The organism is Bacillus sp. AM1(2019), from assembly GCF_009906915.1.
Lineage (GTDB): Bacteria > Bacillota > Bacilli > Bacillales > Bacillaceae > Bacillus > Bacillus velezensis.
Genome location: NZ_CP047644.1, coordinates 1,432,513 through 1,449,402 on the forward strand (window position 1 = coordinate 1,432,513; position 16,890 = coordinate 1,449,402).

The following is a 16,890-nucleotide window of genomic DNA, read 5'->3' on the forward strand; positions in this document are numbered from 1 at the left end:
TGCTGCCATACTGCCTCCTTTTCCCCTAATCTAAACATTTGTGGTGCTGATATAATTGTGTATAATCAGACAAAGATAGAGAAGCAGGTGATAACATGTTGGACCCACTTGATATACTGACGAATATTGATGATGTCATTCCGTATTACCAAGCGATTTTTAACGCTGAAGAACAAAGAGTCGTAGGCTATGAGGTGCTTGGGCGTATTTTGGCAGATGCGGAGATTGAGAGCCTCGGGTCGTTTTTCTTAGATTCCGGCATTCCGGAAGAATATAAGCTTGAGGTCGATGACAGAGTCATCAGGCAGGCGCTGGAGCGGTTTAAAGAAGCTGACCGTGATCTGTTGATTTTTATCAATCAGGATGCGAATGTATTGATGCTTGACCACGGCGAAAGCTTTCTTGAGCTTTTGAAAGAATACGAAGAGCAGGGCATCGAATTGAACCGTATTGTGCTTGAGATCACCGAGCACAATTTCGAAGGCGACATTGAACAGCTGTACCATATGCTTGCCTACTATCGTACATACGGCATTAAAATCGCGGTGGACAATATAGGTAAGGAGAGCAGCAACCTGGACAGAATCGCGCTCCTTTCACCGGACCTTCTGAAAATAGATTTGCAGGCGCTGAAGGTATCTCAGCCGTCACCATCATATGAGCATGTGCTGTACAGCATTTCATTGCTGGCGAGAAAAATCGGCGCCGCGCTGCTGTATGAAGATATAGAAGCTGATTTCCAGCTCCAGTACGCATGGAGAAACGGAGGCCGATTTTTTCAAGGCTATTATCTGCAGGCGCCGAGCGGCGATTTTATAGACCGGAGCCTGTTAAAAGCACGCTTGAAAACGGAGTTTCAGCAATTTATTACGAGAGAAAAAAAGAAGCTGGAAACGGTATATGAACACTCTGAGAATTTTTATAAGCGGGTCAATCAGGCAGTTTCCGAGCTGAAGAAAACCCATCAGGCGGACGATGAGTTTATTAAAAAACTGGCGGAAAACCTGACCGACTGCTGCTTCAGAATTTATATGTGTGATGAAGAAGGCTATCAGCTGACGGGAAATGTGTTCAAGCAGTCCGGCGAATGGCTTTATCAGCCTGAATACATGGAGAAAAACTGGAGCTGGCGTCCGTACTTTTTAGAAAACATCATGAAGATGCGGAATTCAAGAAAAGGCTTTTTCAGTGACCTGTACAGTGATATTGAGACGGGTGAGATGATCAGAACCTTTTCATACCCGATGGATGACAATATGTATTTATTTATCGATCTGCCTTACTCTTATTTATATGAACAGGACGGATTACTTTAAAGCGGCTGCTGTATGCCGCTTTTTTTATAAGTGTGAAAAAGTTTTAAAAAACGATTGACAATGATACTGATAATCATTATCATTTAGTTATAGAGAGAAGTTACTCTCTGTTCCCCAACCCCTCTATCAGATCAAGATCCGAAAAAACTTGGCGCTACCCCCGCCAAGTTTTTTTATGCCGTCTGCGCATAAAAAGGCTTCTTCTCACATACATCTGACAATGGCGGCTCAAAAAGCGAAAAATTTTTTTTGAAAGGTGTATGACATTCCGAAAAAAGCTTCAAACTATTCGAAAACACGGTTTTCCCGTTTATTTCTTTTTGAAAATCCAGCGGGAAAATGCCATCCCGGTCTACTTTATGGTATGATGCTCTGTAGAACTTGTATTATAATAAATACTTGTTGATTTGAAGTTGTTTTTTGAAAGGAGTCTTTTTTTAGAATGTCACAATTAATGGGTATCATCACACGGCTGCAAAGTCTGCAAGAAACAGCGGAAGCGGCGAACGAGCCGATGCAGCGTTATTTTGAAGTTAACGGCGAAAAAATTTGCAGTGTTAAATATTTCGAAAAAAATCAAACGTTTGAACTGACGGTTTTCCAAAAAGGTGAAAAACCTAACACATATCCGTTTGATAACATTGACATGATTTCTATTGAAATTTTTGAGCTCCTTCAGTAATTTGATTTGATTTTTCAGGCTGACCAAGCTTCCGGTCTTCCGCAAGCGGAGCTTTATTAAATGATGCAAAGGAACGTGCTTGTTCGTTTGGTTGTAGACTCTGGAAAGAGGAGTGTCCGTACATGGCTGATTCTTTTCTGTTTTATAATCTTTCTGAGGCACAGATGACCTTTCAAGACGTGACGGAGCGGCTGAAACGCTTTGTCAATAAAGACCCCCGTTCAGCATACGTGCTGTCTGTAGGGACTGATTCACAAGTTTACCGCGACTTCACAAAGTTTATTACGGCTATACACTTGCACCGTACAGGCAAGGGAGCTTGGGGCTGTTTGAAAAATCACGATCTTGCAAGACCGATACATAGCCTTCGCGAAAAAATTTCGCTGGAAACCGCGTTCAGCCAGGAGATGGCTGCGCATATCCTCGACGGCCGTCTTATGGAAATGACAGATTTGCTCTTGCCTTTTGCGGATGAAGGGGCGGATCTTTCATTTGAAGTGCATCTGGATATCGGTCAAAAAGGGCTGACAAAAGAATTGATACAAGAAATGACCGGCCGCATTACCTCGATGGGCATTGAAGCGAAAATCAAGCCCGATTCCTGCACAGCATTCAGTTATGCCAATCGTTACACAAAATAATATTTCATACAGAATCCGCAAAATGTCGAATTATGCGGTTGACGATTTTTTTCTGTTTACTTATTCTAGCGGTAGAGCTGAAAGCAAATTTCACCTTGCTTTCAGAGGTATTCAGTTAAAAATAGGGGGCCTGATTACGTATGAGTCTTATCAGTGAACGATTTACGGAAGAAGAACAGAAACTTCTGCTGAATATCCTGATCAATCAAGAATATGCCATTGAGCTTTTGACCAGCGAAATCAACGATATAGAAGCAGGGTCAAAAAGCGTTGATGGAACCACTTATAAAAAACTCGTAACGCTCTATGACCGTTTTCGGAATGAAAATTAATCAGCGGCCTATAAATTGATACTCGATTGCAAAGAGTATCTTTTTTATTGACGGAAACTTTTCGACAAAAAATGATAATGTTTATATTATTGCAATATAGGGAATACATGCTTTGATGAAAAATGTAAAGGGGTCGAAGTGACATGATTAGCTTACAATCAGATCAGCTTCTTGATGCAACAGTCGGACAATTTATGATCGAGGCGGATAAAGTGGCGCACGTTCAAGTCGGTAACAACCTTGAGCATGCTCTTTTAGTGCTGACCAAAACCGGCTATACCGCCATTCCCGTCCTCGACGCTTCGTACCGTCTGCACGGTTTGATCGGGACAAATATGATTATGAACAGCATTTTCGGACTTGAACGGATCGAGTTTGAGAAACTGGATCAAATTACGGTTGAGGAAGTCATGCTGAAAGACATTCCCCGTCTCCACATCAATGATCCGATTATCAAAGGGTTCAGCATGGTCATTAACAACGGCTTTGTCTGCGTTGAAAATGATGAAGGCGTCTTTGAAGGCATTTTCACGAGGAGAGTCGTGTTAAAACAGTTGAGCAGCCATATCAGATCATTGAATAAGTAGGCTCGCACGATCAGCCTATTTGTTCTTTTGCATGCCGGAAAAAGAAAACGCATACATATGAGTGGCGCTTGCCTCGGCAGCCTTTATTTTATTAGAATGGTAGATAAGAAATACGAAAGGCATTGAAAAGGAGGACGACATGCAGCTTCAAGAGCTTCATATGCTCGTAGTTTTGGCTGAGGAATTAAACATGAGGAAGGCTGCCGAACGGTTATTCGTGTCACAGCCGGCTCTGTCCCAGCGATTGCAGACCATTGAAAAAGCCTGGGGAACAAAGATCTTTCTAAGATCTCAAAAAGGACTTACGGTAACGCCGGCAGGAGAAAAAATCATACAATTTGCAAATGACGTCACGGATCGGCAAGAAAGAATCAGAGAAAACATTGATGAACTTGAGGGTGAGATTCACGGCACATTAAAGCTTGCCGTCGCCTCCATTATCGGGCAGCACTGGCTTCCGAAAGTGTTAAAAGCATATGTGGAACGATATCCGAATGCAAAGGTCTCTCTCATTACAGGGTGGAGCAGCGAAATGCTGAAAAGTCTGTATGAAGATCAGGTACATATCGGCATTATCCGGGGAAATCCGGAATGGAAAGGCCGGAAAGATTATTTAATGACCGATCATTTATATTTGGTTGATACGGAAATTTCCTGTATTGATGATATTGCCCATACCGATCGGCCGTTTATCCAATTCAAAAGTGACAGTACATATTTTCAGGAAATTCAGCATTGGTGGCATCAAAAATTCAAAACCTCGCCGAAACAGACCATCCTCGTCGATCAGATTGAAACGTGCAAGCAGATGGCGCTGCATGGGATCGGTTATGCCATTCTGCCGTCAGTCACTTTAGAAGAGGAAGACAAAGTAAATAAAATGCCCCTGCTTGATACAAAAGATCATCCGATCGGTCGTGACACATGGCTGCTCGGTTATGAGCCGGCATTTGAATTAAAACAGGTGCAGGCTTTTGTTTCTGTCATTAAAGATATGCTGAAGCAGGAACGTCCATTTTAGAAAGACAGCAATCATGCTGTCTTTTTTTTATTTTTTATTGACAATGAAAATCATTATCATTTAAAGTGTTATATATGTTAATGAAAATCATTATCAATTACGAGGTGATCATATGCAGAAAGCATTAATGATATACGCAAGCATGTCGGGGAATACAGAGGATATTGCCGGCATTATAAAAGAAACACTGAGCGGGCATCAGATAGCAGTTGACTGTCTCGACATGGATGAGGCAGATGCGGATTCTCTCGAAGCATATGATTATGTTTTTGTCGGCACGTACACATGGGGGGATGGTGATCTTCCTTACGAAGCGGAAGATTTTTACGAAGATATTCTGCACAGCCAGCTCAACGGACTGAAAACGGCCTGTTTCGGTTCAGGCGATCACGCCTACCCGAAGTTTTGCGAAGCGGTCACGCTGTTTTGCGATGCGTTTGAACAGGCCGGAGCCAATTTATATCCGGAAACGCTGAAAATCGAGCTGGCGCCCGAGACGGCTGAGGATCAGGAATGCTGCAAAGAATTTGTCCGCGGTTTTCTTGCATGGGCCGCTCACCACGGAGACCGGTGCCATGTTTCATAAAGGCGCGACGGCTGTCATGGCATCAGTGACTTCAGGATATTTTGTCGCGGTGAAAGACGAAGGTATTTTTCATTTTTCCGCGGAAGAAGGCTGGAAAAGGCTGTTCCGAGTGAAAAGCAGGATTCATGTGCTGACTTACATAGGGCCCTACATATTCGCGGCTGGAGAAAAAGGCGCCGTCCTCAGATCAGCCGATCAGGGAAAGACTTGGACGGCCTCCCGATTTCCGACCAGCGCCTCCGTATGGGCCGTTGCCGGGCGGAATGACGGGTTTGTCTGTGCGCACGGCACATACTGCCTCTACTTATCTGATGATTTCGGTGTCACTTGGCATGTGGCTAAGCCCTTTTCACAATTAAAGGAGCCGCCTGTGATCCGTTCGCTTTGTTTACACGGTCAGACGATTTATATCGGTACCCGGATTCATATGAATCATGGCGGCATTTGGGCGTATGATCTGACGGAAGACCGCATCCGGCGTATAAGCCGCGAAAGACAGCGCATGACGGCTTCAATGATGATGTATCAGAATGACTGGCTCATTGCAGTAAAGGGCGCGGCAAAGGGAGAACGGGGGGAGTTTGCCGTCCGAAACGTGCGGACGCAAGAGGAGTTTGCCATTACAGCCGGGCCCGCCGTACGGGAAAAATCATTTCTCGACGTTTCTGAGGATAACGGGATTATTTATGTCACATCGTCACAGGACGAAAACGGATTTTCGCGTATTTATCAAGCTGATCTCGCCGCCGGTGAATTAAAGTGGTTTGATACGATCCGCGGTCACGGATGGCGGGTGGCAAACCGGGAAGAAAACTTTTTTTGCGCGGGCCTTTACGAAAGTAAGTTTGTCAGACCGTATGAGGCGGTTCGGCTCGCACATTAGTTTTTATGCATAAAGGAGAGACGAAGATGGGGAATGTACTGCTTGTTTACGCTACAATGTCAGGAAACACCGAGGCGATGGCGGATTTAATTGAAAAAGGGCTGATCCAAGCACAAGCATCCGTAGACAGATATGAAGCGATGGATATTCATGCCGAACTTTTTAATGATTACGAGTATATTTTATTAGGCACATATACGTGGGGAGACGGGGATCTTCCTGATGAAATGCTCGATATTGCTGAAGATATGGAAAACCTGGAGTTTACGGGAAAAACATTTGCTTTGTTCGGTTCCGGAGATACGTCCTATGAGTTTTTTTGCGGAGCGGTTGACGAATTGGAAAAAGTAATCACGGCCCGCGGCGGGCGGGTGGTGCTGCCGTCGGTCAAAATTGAAAACAACCCTGAGGGCAGTGAGGAAGAAGAGCTCCGGGAATTCGGAAGACAGTTTGCCGCGCTGTGCAGCCAGCCGGCAGAATAAAGGCTTGTTCCTTTTTTTCTTGTCTTTGTATCCTTCCTTTGTTACAGTAATGAGGTAGAAAATCAGAGGAGGACAATACATATGAAAATGATGGATGCAAATGAAATTATTTCATTTATTCAAAATAGTACAAAATCAACGCCTGTAAAAGTGTATGTAAAAGGCGATCTCGAAGGAATCAGCTTTGGCGATTCCGCTAAAACATTCCTGAACGGCCAATCCGGCGTCGTTTTTGGCGAGTGGGCTGAAATTAAAAGCGCAATCGAAGAAAACAAAGACAAAATTGAGGATTACGTCATTGAGAATGACCGCCGCAACTCTGCGATCCCGATGCTTGATTTAAAAGATGTTAAAGCGAGAATCGAGCCCGGCGCTATTATCCGCGACCAAGTCGAAATCGGCGACAATGCCGTTATCATGATGGGTGCGTCTATTAATATCGGTTCAGTCATCGGCGAAGGTACGATGATTGATATGAACGTTGTTCTCGGCGGACGCGCGACTGTCGGCAAAAACTGCCACATCGGAGCGGGTTCTGTATTAGCGGGCGTTATTGAGCCGCCTAGCGCTAAGCCTGTTGTCGTGGAAGACGACGTTGTGATCGGCGCAAATGCGGTTGTGCTTGAAGGCGTAACAATCGGTAAAGGCGCGGTTGTCGCTGCGGGAGCCATCGTTGTGAACGATGTCGAACCATATACCGTTGTAGCGGGAACACCTGCGAAAAAAATCAAAGATATCGATGAAAAAACAAAAGGCAAAACAGAAATCAAACAGGAATTACGCCAGCTGTAAGGAATGGTTTGATAGAATGGGCGTGGATGATAAAATCCACGCCTTATTCTTATCTCAAGGAGGAATACATATGGAAAAAGAGCGGCTCATTGCCATCCGAAGAGATCTGCACCGCATTCCGGAGATCGGCTTTCAGGAATATAAAACCCAACAGTACCTGCTGAATCTATTGAACCAATATCCGGAGGAAAGAATTGAAATCGAAACTTGGAGAACCGGCATCTTTGTCAAAGTCAACGGCACGGCTCCGGAAAAAATGCTCGCCTACAGAGCGGATATAGACGCTCTGTCGATTGAAGAGCAGACGGGGCTTCCGTTTGCATCTGAACACCCCGGTTTTATGCACGCATGCGGCCACGATATGCACATGACCATCGCGCTCGGCATTATTGATCATTTTGTCCATCATCCCGTCAAACATGATCTGCTCTTTTTATTCCAGCCGGCTGAAGAAGGACCGGGCGGAGCGGAACCGATGCTTGAAAGCGATGTGCTGAAAAAATGGACGCCGGATTTGATTACCGCTCTCCATATAGCACCTGAGCTTCCTGTAGGCACAATCTCCACCAAAAGCGGCTTGCTGTTTGCCAATACGAGCGAACTCGTCATCGATCTCGAGGGGAAAGGCGGGCATGCGGCATATCCGCATACAGCAGACGACATGGTCGTCGCCGCGAGCACGCTTGTCACGCAGCTGCAGACGGTCATATCCAGAAATACGGATCCGCTTGACAGCGCTGTGATCACTGTCGGAACGATTACCGGGGGCACGGCGCAAAATATCATCGCAGAGCATGCTCATCTGGAGGGAACCATCCGGACGCTTTCCGAGGAATCAATGCGTATGGTGAAAAAGCGGATTGAAGAGCTTGTCAAAGGAATTGAAATCGGCTTCCGATGCAAAGGAAAAGTTACATATCCGTCCGTTTATCATCAAGTTTATAATACGAGCGGCCTGACCGAAGAATTTATGCAATTTGTCAGCGATCATCAGCTTGCTGACGTGAAAACGGCGAAAGAAGCGATGACCGGAGAAGATTTCGGATATATGCTGAAAAAATATCCCGGCTTTATGTTCTGGCTGGGGGCCGATTCATCCCACGGGCTTCATCACGCAAAGCTGAATCCGGATGAAGATGCGATGGAAACCGCGGTAAATGTCATGGTCGGATATTTTTCGAAGTATGCCAATTAAATCCGAAAAGAAGAATAATCTAACAAAAATTGAGCATTCTACATAACGGAGGTGTTCAATATGACGAAAAAAATTGGAATTGAACAATCTTTATCGGATGTAGAACAGGCGTTAAAACAAAAAGGATATGACGTAGTGATGATGAAGACTCCTGAGGATGCGAAGAATTGTGACTGCTGTGTCGTAACCGGACTTGACAGCAATGTCCAAGGAATTGCCGATACGTCAACTCAGGCTCCCGTCATTACGGCTTCCGGAATGACCGCCGACGAAATCTGCAGCGAAGTGGAAAAAAAATTTCATTAAAAAGAAAAAACCGAAGCTTACGCTTCGGTTTTTCTATTCGGCGGAAGCGGCGTTTTTAAAACGGTCGAGCGCGATTTTCATTTCTCTCCGCAGTACGCGTTCAACCCGCCATTGCTCCATATTTTCTGTTTTGGCAATGATTCTGAGCACCATTTCTGACGAGCTTAAATCCTGAACCCCGATGACGTCCGGCCCTTCCTTAATCTGCGGGAGCTCAGCGGCTGCTTTGTCACACGCGGTTTGCAGGATTTGAATGGTTTCATCAAGATTTTTTTCAAGCGGCACTTTAATATCGACAAGCGCCTGCATCGTTCCGCGGGAATGGTTGCTCACATTCGTAATGCCCCGGTTGGGAAGATAGTGAAGCGTGCCGTCAAAGCTCCGGATTTGCGTCGTACGGAGACCGACCTGCTCGACAATGCCGCTGTAGCCGGCAACCGTAATATAATCACCGACGTCGATCTGTTTTTCCAAAAGGATAAAAAATCCGGTGACGATGTCACTGACAAGCCCCTGAGCCCCGAAGCCGACTGCGAGACCGACCACGCCGGCGCCGGCAATGAGAGCGCTCGGATTGTAGTGAAATAAATCCAAAATCATTACGATAAAAACGAAAATCAGGATGTATCCATATACATTAAGCGCCAGGCTTCGCAAAGTATAAGCGCGGCCTGTAGAGAGGTTGTTTTGTTGCTCGAATTTCTGAAACAGATGCTTGATCAGCTTTTTTCCTGCCGTCCGGAAAATAAAATACGCTAAAATAATGAGAGCCAGCTTTATGATGAAAATCCCGGCAGATGTGAGAAGCCCGGCCCAATCAAAGTGTTTTAGATCAATCATAGTGATGTCTTCCTTTCAAGTCTATTGCGGAAAAAGCTAAAAGTGATATACCCGTTTTTAAAATAAAATAAACCTTTTAATAGAAATCAGTTATTTCATTTATGATTTGTTCATATTGCCCGGTTTCAATATCATCATTTTTGTGAAGATATGAACTAAGGAATCGCCACACTCATTTTAACATGGTGATTCAGCCAAATCATATCCTTTGGAGGGAAAACAGGAGAACGTTGCCCGGCGGACTGAAAGCCCCGGCAAAAAACCTTTTTCGTAAGGAGGGAAATAAGATGAAATTACGTCAGCAAATGCCTGAATTGACAGGCGCTAAAGCATGGATTAACAGAGAAGTCTCGAAGGAACAGCTGGTCGGCGGAAAGCCGGCACTGATTCACTTCTGGTCCGCCAGCTGCCGCATGTGTAAAGAAGCGATGCCTGAGGTGAACGGGTTTCGTGATAAATATAAAGATCAGCTGAATGTGGTGGCCGTTCACATGCCCCGTTCCGAAGACGATCTTGATCTTGAGAAAATCAAGAAAACAGCGGCTGAACATGATATCTCTCAGCCGATTTACGTCGACAGCGATCATACGCTGACTGAAGCATTTGAAAATGAATATGTGCCGGCTTATTACGTTTTTGATAAAAGCGGACAGCTCCGCCATTTTCAAGCGGGAGGAAGCGGGATGAAAATGCTTGAAAAACGCGTCAGCCGAGTACTTTCAGAAACGGAGCAGGCTTCTGAGTAATCGGGACAATCTCCGTCGGACTATTGTCTCGGTTCCGCAAACCCTTTGCCGTTTAGGTAACAGGGTTTTTTTGTGCCTATTGGATAAAAAATTCCAATATGACATGTGTGGCTTAAAAAATAAGAGAAACAGCCGTAAACACGCTGTACCGCTTGTTTTATCCGTATCATTATCTTTTACATATTATAGTCGAAAATTGTAGATATCACGCTAATTTTCATTAAACAAGTAATTTCAAGTTATATTTTGAAATGGTTGAATAAATTGGAACTTTGTCCAGAATCCCCTATATGATAAGGATTTTTGTATATAAAGTACCATTTTCAGAAAATAAGCAATTTTTCATAGAGTAAATAAAATAGTAAAATGATAAAATAATAGTTGATAAAATTACTTTTGTAATCTAATATCTTAATAAAAGCGTTTAAATTTTTGACAGGGGGTTTTACACATGTTTAATGAAAGAGAAGCGCTGCGCTTACGTTTAGAACAATTAAACGAAGCAGAGGTAAAAGTCATTCGTGAATATCAAATAGAACGTGATAAAATATATGCAAAACTGAGAGAATTAGACAATACAGGCAGCCTGTCCGATACAAAAAAAGAGTTTCGTCCGGAGAAAAAAAGTGACTCTCTCCCGGTGCTTGCAGAGCTTGCAGCACAGGAAATGAGAAGCTATCAAAAGCCGCAGACACAGCCTCAATCCTCCCAGCCGCAGATGCAGTCTATTACGTCTCTTCCCGCCGGCATTCCGGACGGTTCTACAAGAAGAAGAAGAGGGACGGCGAGACCGGGATCAAAAGCGGCAAAACTGCGCGAAGCAGCGATTAAAACGTTGAAACGCCACAATGCAGCGATCAAAAGTTCCGAACTGCAAAAGGAAATTGAAAAGGAAAGCGGCCTTGAAATTCCTAATATGACAACATTTATGCAAAGCTTAATTAAAATGTATCCGGAAGTGAAAAAACCATACCGCGGCCAATATATTCTTGAGGGAGAAATTTCTCAGGAAACAGCAGAAACGGCAAATGATACGGCTGCTGAATAAAACAGTAAAAACTGCTTGCGTTACTCAAGCAGTTTTTTTGCGTTTTCCCGCTTATTCTGCGGAAGTGACGCATCTTTTCCAGGCTTTTTTTCAAGCTTGACGACATATTTTTGGAAAGGCTTTTCGCCGTCAGCACGTTCTTTCAACGCATCCAGTTTTTCATCAAACGACTGATCGCGGGACTCTGATTGTACAAATTGTTTTTGCAGGGAGATGACTTGTTCGGTAACGGCTTTAAGCAAGTCTTCTGCCTGAACAGTCTCTTTGGAAACAGAAGGGATTTCCAGAGCTTGTTCCGCCGGTTCCGCCGTGCGGCTGTCAATATCAGCAAAATGGCCGGCAATCCAAGCATCACTTTCGTCCAGCTGCCGTTTATACGAAAGAATGGTTTCTTGAAATAACTTTTCTTTCGTTTTTTCTATTTCTACAAGCCGTTCTTTTGTTTCTAGTATTCGATCTCTCATATGATTAATTTCTATTTTAATATGTTTGAGCTGGTATTCTTTTTCTATCATTTGTGTTTGGAGCCGGGTATTTTCGTCTGCAGCGGCATGATAACGCTGTTTCATATCTTCGTGAGAAGTCCGTTCAGTTTGAATGGCGGTCTCAAGTGAGCGGATGCGGGTATGTAAGTTTTTATTTTCTTCTTCAAATTTTACATTTGTAAGATGCAGACGGTGCTTTTCTTCCATCTCATTTTTCCGCCGAAACGTTTCCTGCTGAAGCAGTTCTTGCAGAATGACGATTTTATCGAGCAGCCCGGCTCTGATTTCATGCAAAGAACGTTCCGTGTCACTTGTCTGTTTGTGTTTTTGAGCCATGGCTTCCAATTCGTCAGAAAGCTTGTGAAGCCGCTCTTTAATATTGGCGTTTTCCTCCTGAAGCTTATTATTTTTCTGATGGAAGTAGCTTGCTTCAAATTCTGAAATTAATTTTCTGCATCTGGAAAGTTCGGATTTCAAGTAAAGGTTCTCTTGAGAAGTGTCGTGGAAAAACGGACCGGATATTTTCATAAGAACCATCTCCCTCATGATGTTAACACTACAATATGGGAAAGGATCAACGGCTATTCCTCTTAATTAAACAGACAAGCACCGTAATATTGTATTTCGGCTGAGGCGTTTGCTATGCTTTTATATAGAATGGGAGAGAGATGACATGAAACGGGTGAATGTAATATTAGCGGGGGGAGCTTCCCGAAGATTCGGAGAACCGAAAGCTTTTGCAAAGTGGAAGGGCGGCATGTTTTATGAACAGGCGAAAAAAGCCTTCGGCGGCGGAGAAACGGTAATTATCAGCCGCCCTGAGCATATAAAAAAGTTCTTATCAAACAGGGAGCGGCATGTTTTTGCCGATGAGCCGCGGTTTCGGGGAATGGGCCCGCTGGCCGGCATATATACGGCAATGAAACAAACGGAAGGCGAAACATACACGGTCATATCCTGTGACACGCCGCTCGTGACAAGAAAGACGATGGCTGCACTAGAAATGAAGCTGACCGGAAATCTGGACGCTGTCATACCGGTTTGTGAAAACAGAGAGCATCCCCTCTTGGCGGTTTACCATAAACGGGTGCAGGATGTGCTTTTTGATCAGCTGACACAAAACAAACTGAAAATGACAGACACGCTGAAACGGCTGTCTGTCTGTTATGTGCAGGCTGAAGACATCGGCGCCGGGCCGGAGGAGTTCGCTAATATCAACACACGGGACGATTACACCAGACTTTTGGCGCATGTCGAGTCTTCAAATCAGGACTGATCGGGAAGAAACATGGTATGATGGAAATAAAAATGCAAGGGGACAACACAGATGGAAGAGCGCTATTCGCGGCAGACAAGATTTAAGCCGATAGGGGAAAAAGGGCAGCAGGCGCTGGCTGACAGCAGTGTCCTGATTGTCGGAGCCGGAGCCCTCGGAACAGCCGCGGCAGAGGGTTTGGCAAGAGCCGGAGCGGGCCGTATGGCGATTATTGACCGGGATTATGTGGAATGGAGCAATTTACAAAGACAGCAGCTGTATACAGAAGAAGACGCGAGACAGCGCCTGCCGAAAGCAATGGCGGCCAAGGCGCGTCTTTTGGCGGTAAACAGTGATATACATATCGATGCTTACGCGGCGGAAGGTACGGCGGAAACGCTCGAACCGCTGATCGAACAAGCGGATTGCATCGTGGATGCGACAGATAATTTTGAAACGAGAATGGTCATCAATGATCTGGCGCTGAAAACGAAAACACCTTGGATTTATGGTGCCTGTGTCAGCAGTCAGGGAATGTGCATGACGATTATTCCGGGGGTTACGCCGTGTTTATCCTGCCTGTTTGAGCAAATGCCCGTGGGCGGAGCGACATGTGATACAGCAGGCATCATACCTCCGGCGGTTCATATCGTTTCCGCTTATCAGCAGGCTGAGGCGCTGAAATTGCTGACAGGAAATCATGCGGCGGTAAATCGGCGCTTTTTCACGTTTGACGTGTGGAATAACACCAATATGAGCATAAATGTGGATCAGATCAAACGGGATCATTGCCCTTCCTGCGGCGCGGAGCCCGTATATCCGTATCTGCAGCCTGAAAACAGGCCGAAAGCAAGCGTGCTGTGCGGAAGAGACACCGTTCAAATCAGATCGGAAGCCTTAAAGAGGCTGGATAAAGAAGAGCTTGTCAAACGTCTGAAGCAGATCGGTAAAGTGGAAGCAAATGAATTTCTGCTGCACATGGCGTATGAGCGCTTCAGAATCGTTATTTTTCAGGACGGACGGGCTTTGATTCACGGTACAAACGATATAAAAGAAGCAAATTCAGTTCTGGCCAGAGTGATCGGACTGTAGGAAGGGGAGATATTGCTATGCTTGAAAAAAGAACGCCGATTCAGGTGGACGAAGCAGTCCGCCGGGTGAGCCGGTATAAAAAACAGGGGGATACCGAATGGGTGGCGCTTGAGGACAGTCTCCACCGCTATTTGGCGGAGGATGTTAAGGCGGATCATGATGTGCCGGCCTTTAACCGTTCCCCGTATGACGGGTTTGCCATCAGGGCGAGCGATTCAAAAACGGCTTCCCGTGACAATGCCGTCACCTTTGAAGTCATTGACCATATCGGAGCCGGCGCCGTGTCAGAAAAAGAACTCGGGCCTTATGAAGCGGTCCGCATTATGACGGGTGCGCAGATTCCAAAAGGCGCGGATGCCGTAGTGATGCTTGAACTGACAAAAACGTTTTCTGAAAACGGGACGAATTACATGTCAGTGAAACGCCCTTTTCATGCGGGTGATAATATTTCATATCAAGGAGAAGATGCGAAAAAGGGCAGCTCGCTATTAAAAAAAGGGACGAAAATCACGCCGGGCGTAACCGCTCTTTTAGCAACCTTCGGCTATGCTTCCGTTCCCGTGGTCAGAAAGCCGGTTGTCGGCATTATCGCAACGGGAACCGAGCTTCTTCATGTCAGCGATCCGCTTGAGCCGGGGAAAATCCGCAACAGCAACGCTGCCATGGTGTATGCCCAGGTCATTGAAGCGGGCGCGGTACCGATGAACTTAGGGAAAATTTCCGATGATTTTGATGACAGCTATGCTGCGGTGAAGGAAGCTATGAAAAAAGTTGATTTTCTGATCACGACCGGCGGCGTGTCAGTCGGCGATTTTGATTTCCTTCCAGACATTTATAATAAGCTCGGAGCGGAAGTTCTTTTTAACAAAGTGGCAATGCGCCCGGGGAGCGTGACAACTGTCGCCCGGGCCGATGACATGCTGCTGTTCGGCCTTTCAGGCAATCCGTCCGCATGTTATGTCGGATTCACCCTGTTTGTCAAACCGATGATTCAGACGTGGCTTCTGAATGAAAAACCTCATTCCGGATGGGCGGAAGCCGTGTTAACAAACGACTTTCCGAAGCCGAATCCGTTTACGAGATTTGTGAGGGCATTTGTTTATCATAAGGACGGAAAGATGATGGCGTCACCGGTCGGTCTCGACAAATCAAGTTCAGTCACATCTCTAGCCGAAGCAAACGCGTTTATCCTTCTGCCGGGAGGAACGAGGGGGTATGAAGCGGGCCGGACGGTTCACGTGCTCCTCATCCGTGATGAGAATGGAAGTGAATGGCCGTGGTCAATTCTTTCCCGATCGTCCAGATCGTAGGTTTTCAAAACAGCGGTAAAACAACGTTTATTGAACGTGTGCTGAAAGCGGCGCCGAAAGAGTGCGATATTGGATGTTTAAAACATCACGGACATGGCGGAGAACCGGAACCTTTTTCTGACGGAAAAGACTCGGAGCGTTTTTCAAAAGCCGGAGCCGCGGTTACGGCAGTAGAAGGGGACGGCGTCCTGCAGCTTACGGCGCGAAAAAAATGGGATCTGGCGGGTTTGATCAGTCTGTATGAATGTCTGGGAATTGACGGTCTTCTCATAGAGGGATTTAAACATGCGCCGCATCCGAAAATCATTATGATCAAAGACAGCGAAGATTGGCAAAAGCTCAAACATTTGGAGCGCGTGATCGCGGTTATCAGCAGAAATATGGAGCATATGCCGGCAGATGCAGGCATGCCCGTATTCCATGCGGATGATCCGGCTGCCATTATGTTTGTGCTTTCGCAGCTGAAAGGGGAATCTGCATAAATGGAACGTTTTCAAATTACAAGGGAACCTATCATTGCGGAAAATATCGTAAAAAAAGTTGAAAAGCGTGAAGCCGGCGCCATCACAACGTTTATCGGCACGGTCAGAGAGTGGACTGCAGGACGGCGGACGGTACGGCTCGAATATGAAGCGTATGAACCGATGGCTGTTCAAATGCTTTCTCAAATCGGCGATGAAATCAGTGCGAAATGGGAAGGAGCCGAAGCTGCAATCACACACCGTGTCGGCGTCCTTGATATCGGAGAAGCAGCGGTCGTAATCGCCGTGTCTTCACCGCACAGAAAGGCGGCATATGAGGCGAATGAATATGCAATTGAACGGATAAAACAGATTGTGCCGATATGGAAAAAAGAAATCTGGGAAGACGGAGAAGAATGGATAGGCGATCAGCTGGAAACAACGCCCTATCCGAACGGAGAACCGGATTTGGATAAAGGGGAATCGCGATGATTAAAGTACTATTGTTTGCCGGGCTTGCGGAGCAGGCGGGAACACCGGTCATTGAACTTGACGAAAAAGAGACGGCGGCGTCTGCTGTAAAAACACTGTTAAAGGAACGGTACGGACTTCAGACGATTGACAATGCCATGATCGCAATCAATGAAACATATGTAAAAGACAACAGCATCGTAACAGAAGGTGATACCATTGCCTTTATCCCTCCTGTAAGCGGAGGGTGAAAAAAGAGCCGGATGTGCATCATTGACATCCGGCTTTTTTGTATATAGGCGCTGAATTCCAGAGAATATCTAAATGGGATTTAAAGGGATTTGTGATTGAGACGGTTT

The 16,890-nt window shown here is 45.5% G+C and carries 22 protein-coding genes; 20 read left to right on the forward strand and 2 right to left on the reverse strand.

Annotated elements, in window-relative coordinates; translation table 11 throughout:
* Positions 1-95 precede the first annotated feature (95 nt).
* From GNE05_RS07475 to GNE05_RS07530, 12 genes are all read left to right on the forward strand, one after another.
* Positions 96-1,316, forward strand: a complete 1,221-nt coding sequence (locus tag GNE05_RS07475; protein WP_014417611.1) for an EAL domain-containing protein — start codon at positions 96-98, stop codon at positions 1,314-1,316.
* Between the two features lie 442 nt (positions 1,317-1,758).
* Positions 1,759-1,998, forward strand: a complete 240-nt coding sequence (locus GNE05_RS07480) for a YkuJ family protein (RefSeq protein ID WP_003154613.1) — start codon at positions 1,759-1,761, stop codon at positions 1,996-1,998.
* 122 nt (positions 1,999-2,120) lie between these two features.
* Positions 2,121-2,639, forward strand: a complete 519-nt coding sequence (locus tag GNE05_RS07485) for a ribonuclease H-like YkuK family protein (RefSeq protein ID WP_012117439.1) — start codon at positions 2,121-2,123, stop codon at positions 2,637-2,639.
* 140 nt (positions 2,640-2,779) lie between these two features.
* Positions 2,780-2,971: an antirepressor AbbA gene (gene abbA / locus GNE05_RS07490; protein ID WP_003154609.1), complete on the forward strand. Its 192-nt coding sequence runs from the start codon at positions 2,780-2,782 to the stop codon at positions 2,969-2,971.
* Between the two features lie 143 nt (positions 2,972-3,114).
* Entirely contained in the window at positions 3,115-3,558 is a 444-nt protein-coding gene (gene cbpB, locus GNE05_RS07495) for a cyclic-di-AMP-binding protein CbpB (RefSeq protein ID WP_003154608.1), read from the forward strand.
* 139 nt (positions 3,559-3,697) lie between these two features.
* Positions 3,698-4,579 (forward strand): transcriptional regulator CcpC, encoded by an 882-nt coding sequence (ccpC, locus tag GNE05_RS07500; RefSeq protein ID WP_022553414.1) that lies wholly within the window; start codon positions 3,698-3,700, stop codon positions 4,577-4,579.
* Between the two features lie 112 nt (positions 4,580-4,691).
* Positions 4,692-5,165, forward strand: a complete 474-nt coding sequence (locus GNE05_RS07505; protein ID WP_012117440.1) for a flavodoxin — start codon at positions 4,692-4,694, stop codon at positions 5,163-5,165.
* The gene (locus GNE05_RS07510; protein ID WP_160182632.1) at positions 5,155-6,048 is read left to right on the forward strand and encodes a WD40/YVTN/BNR-like repeat-containing protein; all 894 of its coding nucleotides are present in this window, start codon (positions 5,155-5,157) and stop codon (positions 6,046-6,048) included. The genes GNE05_RS07505 and GNE05_RS07510 overlap by 11 nt, the downstream gene beginning before the upstream one ends.
* 26 nt (positions 6,049-6,074) lie before the next feature.
* Complete coding sequence (locus GNE05_RS07515) at positions 6,075-6,530, forward strand: flavodoxin (protein ID WP_014417614.1); 456 nt, start codon at positions 6,075-6,077, stop codon at positions 6,528-6,530.
* A gap of 81 nt (positions 6,531-6,611) precedes the next feature.
* Positions 6,612-7,322 (forward strand): 2,3,4,5-tetrahydropyridine-2,6-dicarboxylate N-acetyltransferase, encoded by a 711-nt coding sequence (gene dapD / locus GNE05_RS07520; RefSeq protein WP_007409623.1) that lies wholly within the window; start codon positions 6,612-6,614, stop codon positions 7,320-7,322.
* A 70-nt stretch (positions 7,323-7,392) separates the two neighbouring features.
* Positions 7,393-8,517 (forward strand): N-acetyldiaminopimelate deacetylase, encoded by a 1,125-nt coding sequence (locus GNE05_RS07525; protein ID WP_017417680.1) that lies wholly within the window; start codon positions 7,393-7,395, stop codon positions 8,515-8,517.
* Positions 8,518-8,577: 60 nt separating this feature from the next.
* Positions 8,578-8,823 carry a YkuS family protein gene (locus tag GNE05_RS07530; protein WP_003154596.1) on the forward strand — a complete coding sequence of 82 codons (246 nt, stop codon included), beginning with the start codon at positions 8,578-8,580 and terminating at the stop codon, positions 8,821-8,823.
* Positions 8,824-8,856: 33 nt separating this feature from the next.
* On the opposite strand, the gene GNE05_RS07535 is transcribed toward GNE05_RS07530, so the two are convergent.
* The gene (locus tag GNE05_RS07535) at positions 8,857-9,663 is read right to left on the reverse strand and encodes a mechanosensitive ion channel family protein (RefSeq protein ID WP_021493755.1); all 807 of its coding nucleotides are present in this window, start codon (positions 9,661-9,663) and stop codon (positions 8,857-8,859) included.
* 287 nt (positions 9,664-9,950) lie between these two features.
* Between GNE05_RS07535 and GNE05_RS07540 the strand changes: the two genes are divergently transcribed.
* A complete protein-coding gene (locus tag GNE05_RS07540) occupies positions 9,951-10,409 on the forward strand; it encodes a TlpA disulfide reductase family protein (protein ID WP_014417617.1) in 459 nt (152 codons plus the stop codon).
* Positions 10,410-10,860: 451 nt separating this feature from the next.
* The gene (gene rok, locus GNE05_RS07545) at positions 10,861-11,457 is read left to right on the forward strand and encodes a transcriptional regulator Rok (protein WP_003154591.1); all 597 of its coding nucleotides are present in this window, start codon (positions 10,861-10,863) and stop codon (positions 11,455-11,457) included.
* A 20-nt stretch (positions 11,458-11,477) separates the two neighbouring features.
* On the opposite strand, the gene GNE05_RS07550 is transcribed toward rok, so the two are convergent.
* Positions 11,478-12,470 (reverse strand): coiled-coil domain-containing protein, encoded by a 993-nt coding sequence (locus GNE05_RS07550; RefSeq protein ID WP_021493753.1) that lies wholly within the window; start codon positions 12,468-12,470, stop codon positions 11,478-11,480.
* A gap of 145 nt (positions 12,471-12,615) precedes the next feature.
* Between GNE05_RS07550 and GNE05_RS07555 the strand changes: the two genes are divergently transcribed.
* The 6 genes from GNE05_RS07555 to moaD are packed head-to-tail and all read left to right on the forward strand — an operon-like array spanning position 12,616 to position 16,782.
* Positions 12,616-13,218: a molybdenum cofactor guanylyltransferase gene (locus GNE05_RS07555; RefSeq protein ID WP_014417620.1), complete on the forward strand. Its 603-nt coding sequence runs from the start codon at positions 12,616-12,618 to the stop codon at positions 13,216-13,218.
* A gap of 51 nt (positions 13,219-13,269) precedes the next feature.
* The gene (locus GNE05_RS07560; RefSeq protein ID WP_007611113.1) at positions 13,270-14,289 is read left to right on the forward strand and encodes a molybdopterin-synthase adenylyltransferase MoeB; all 1,020 of its coding nucleotides are present in this window, start codon (positions 13,270-13,272) and stop codon (positions 14,287-14,289) included.
* 17 nt (positions 14,290-14,306) lie between these two features.
* Complete coding sequence (locus tag GNE05_RS07565) at positions 14,307-15,599, forward strand: molybdopterin molybdotransferase MoeA (protein WP_022553413.1); 1,293 nt, start codon at positions 14,307-14,309, stop codon at positions 15,597-15,599.
* The gene (mobB, locus tag GNE05_RS07570) at positions 15,560-16,081 is read left to right on the forward strand and encodes a molybdopterin-guanine dinucleotide biosynthesis protein B (protein ID WP_029973679.1); all 522 of its coding nucleotides are present in this window, start codon (positions 15,560-15,562) and stop codon (positions 16,079-16,081) included. The genes GNE05_RS07565 and mobB overlap by 40 nt, the downstream gene beginning before the upstream one ends.
* Positions 16,082-16,552, forward strand: coding sequence for a molybdenum cofactor biosynthesis protein MoaE (locus GNE05_RS07575; RefSeq protein WP_021493751.1), 471 nt, complete (start codon positions 16,082-16,084; stop codon positions 16,550-16,552).
* Positions 16,549-16,782 carry a molybdopterin converting factor subunit 1 gene (gene moaD / locus GNE05_RS07580; protein WP_007409633.1) on the forward strand — a complete coding sequence of 78 codons (234 nt, stop codon included), beginning with the start codon at positions 16,549-16,551 and terminating at the stop codon, positions 16,780-16,782. The genes GNE05_RS07575 and moaD overlap by 4 nt, the downstream gene beginning before the upstream one ends.
* Positions 16,783-16,890: the final 108 nt, after the last annotated feature.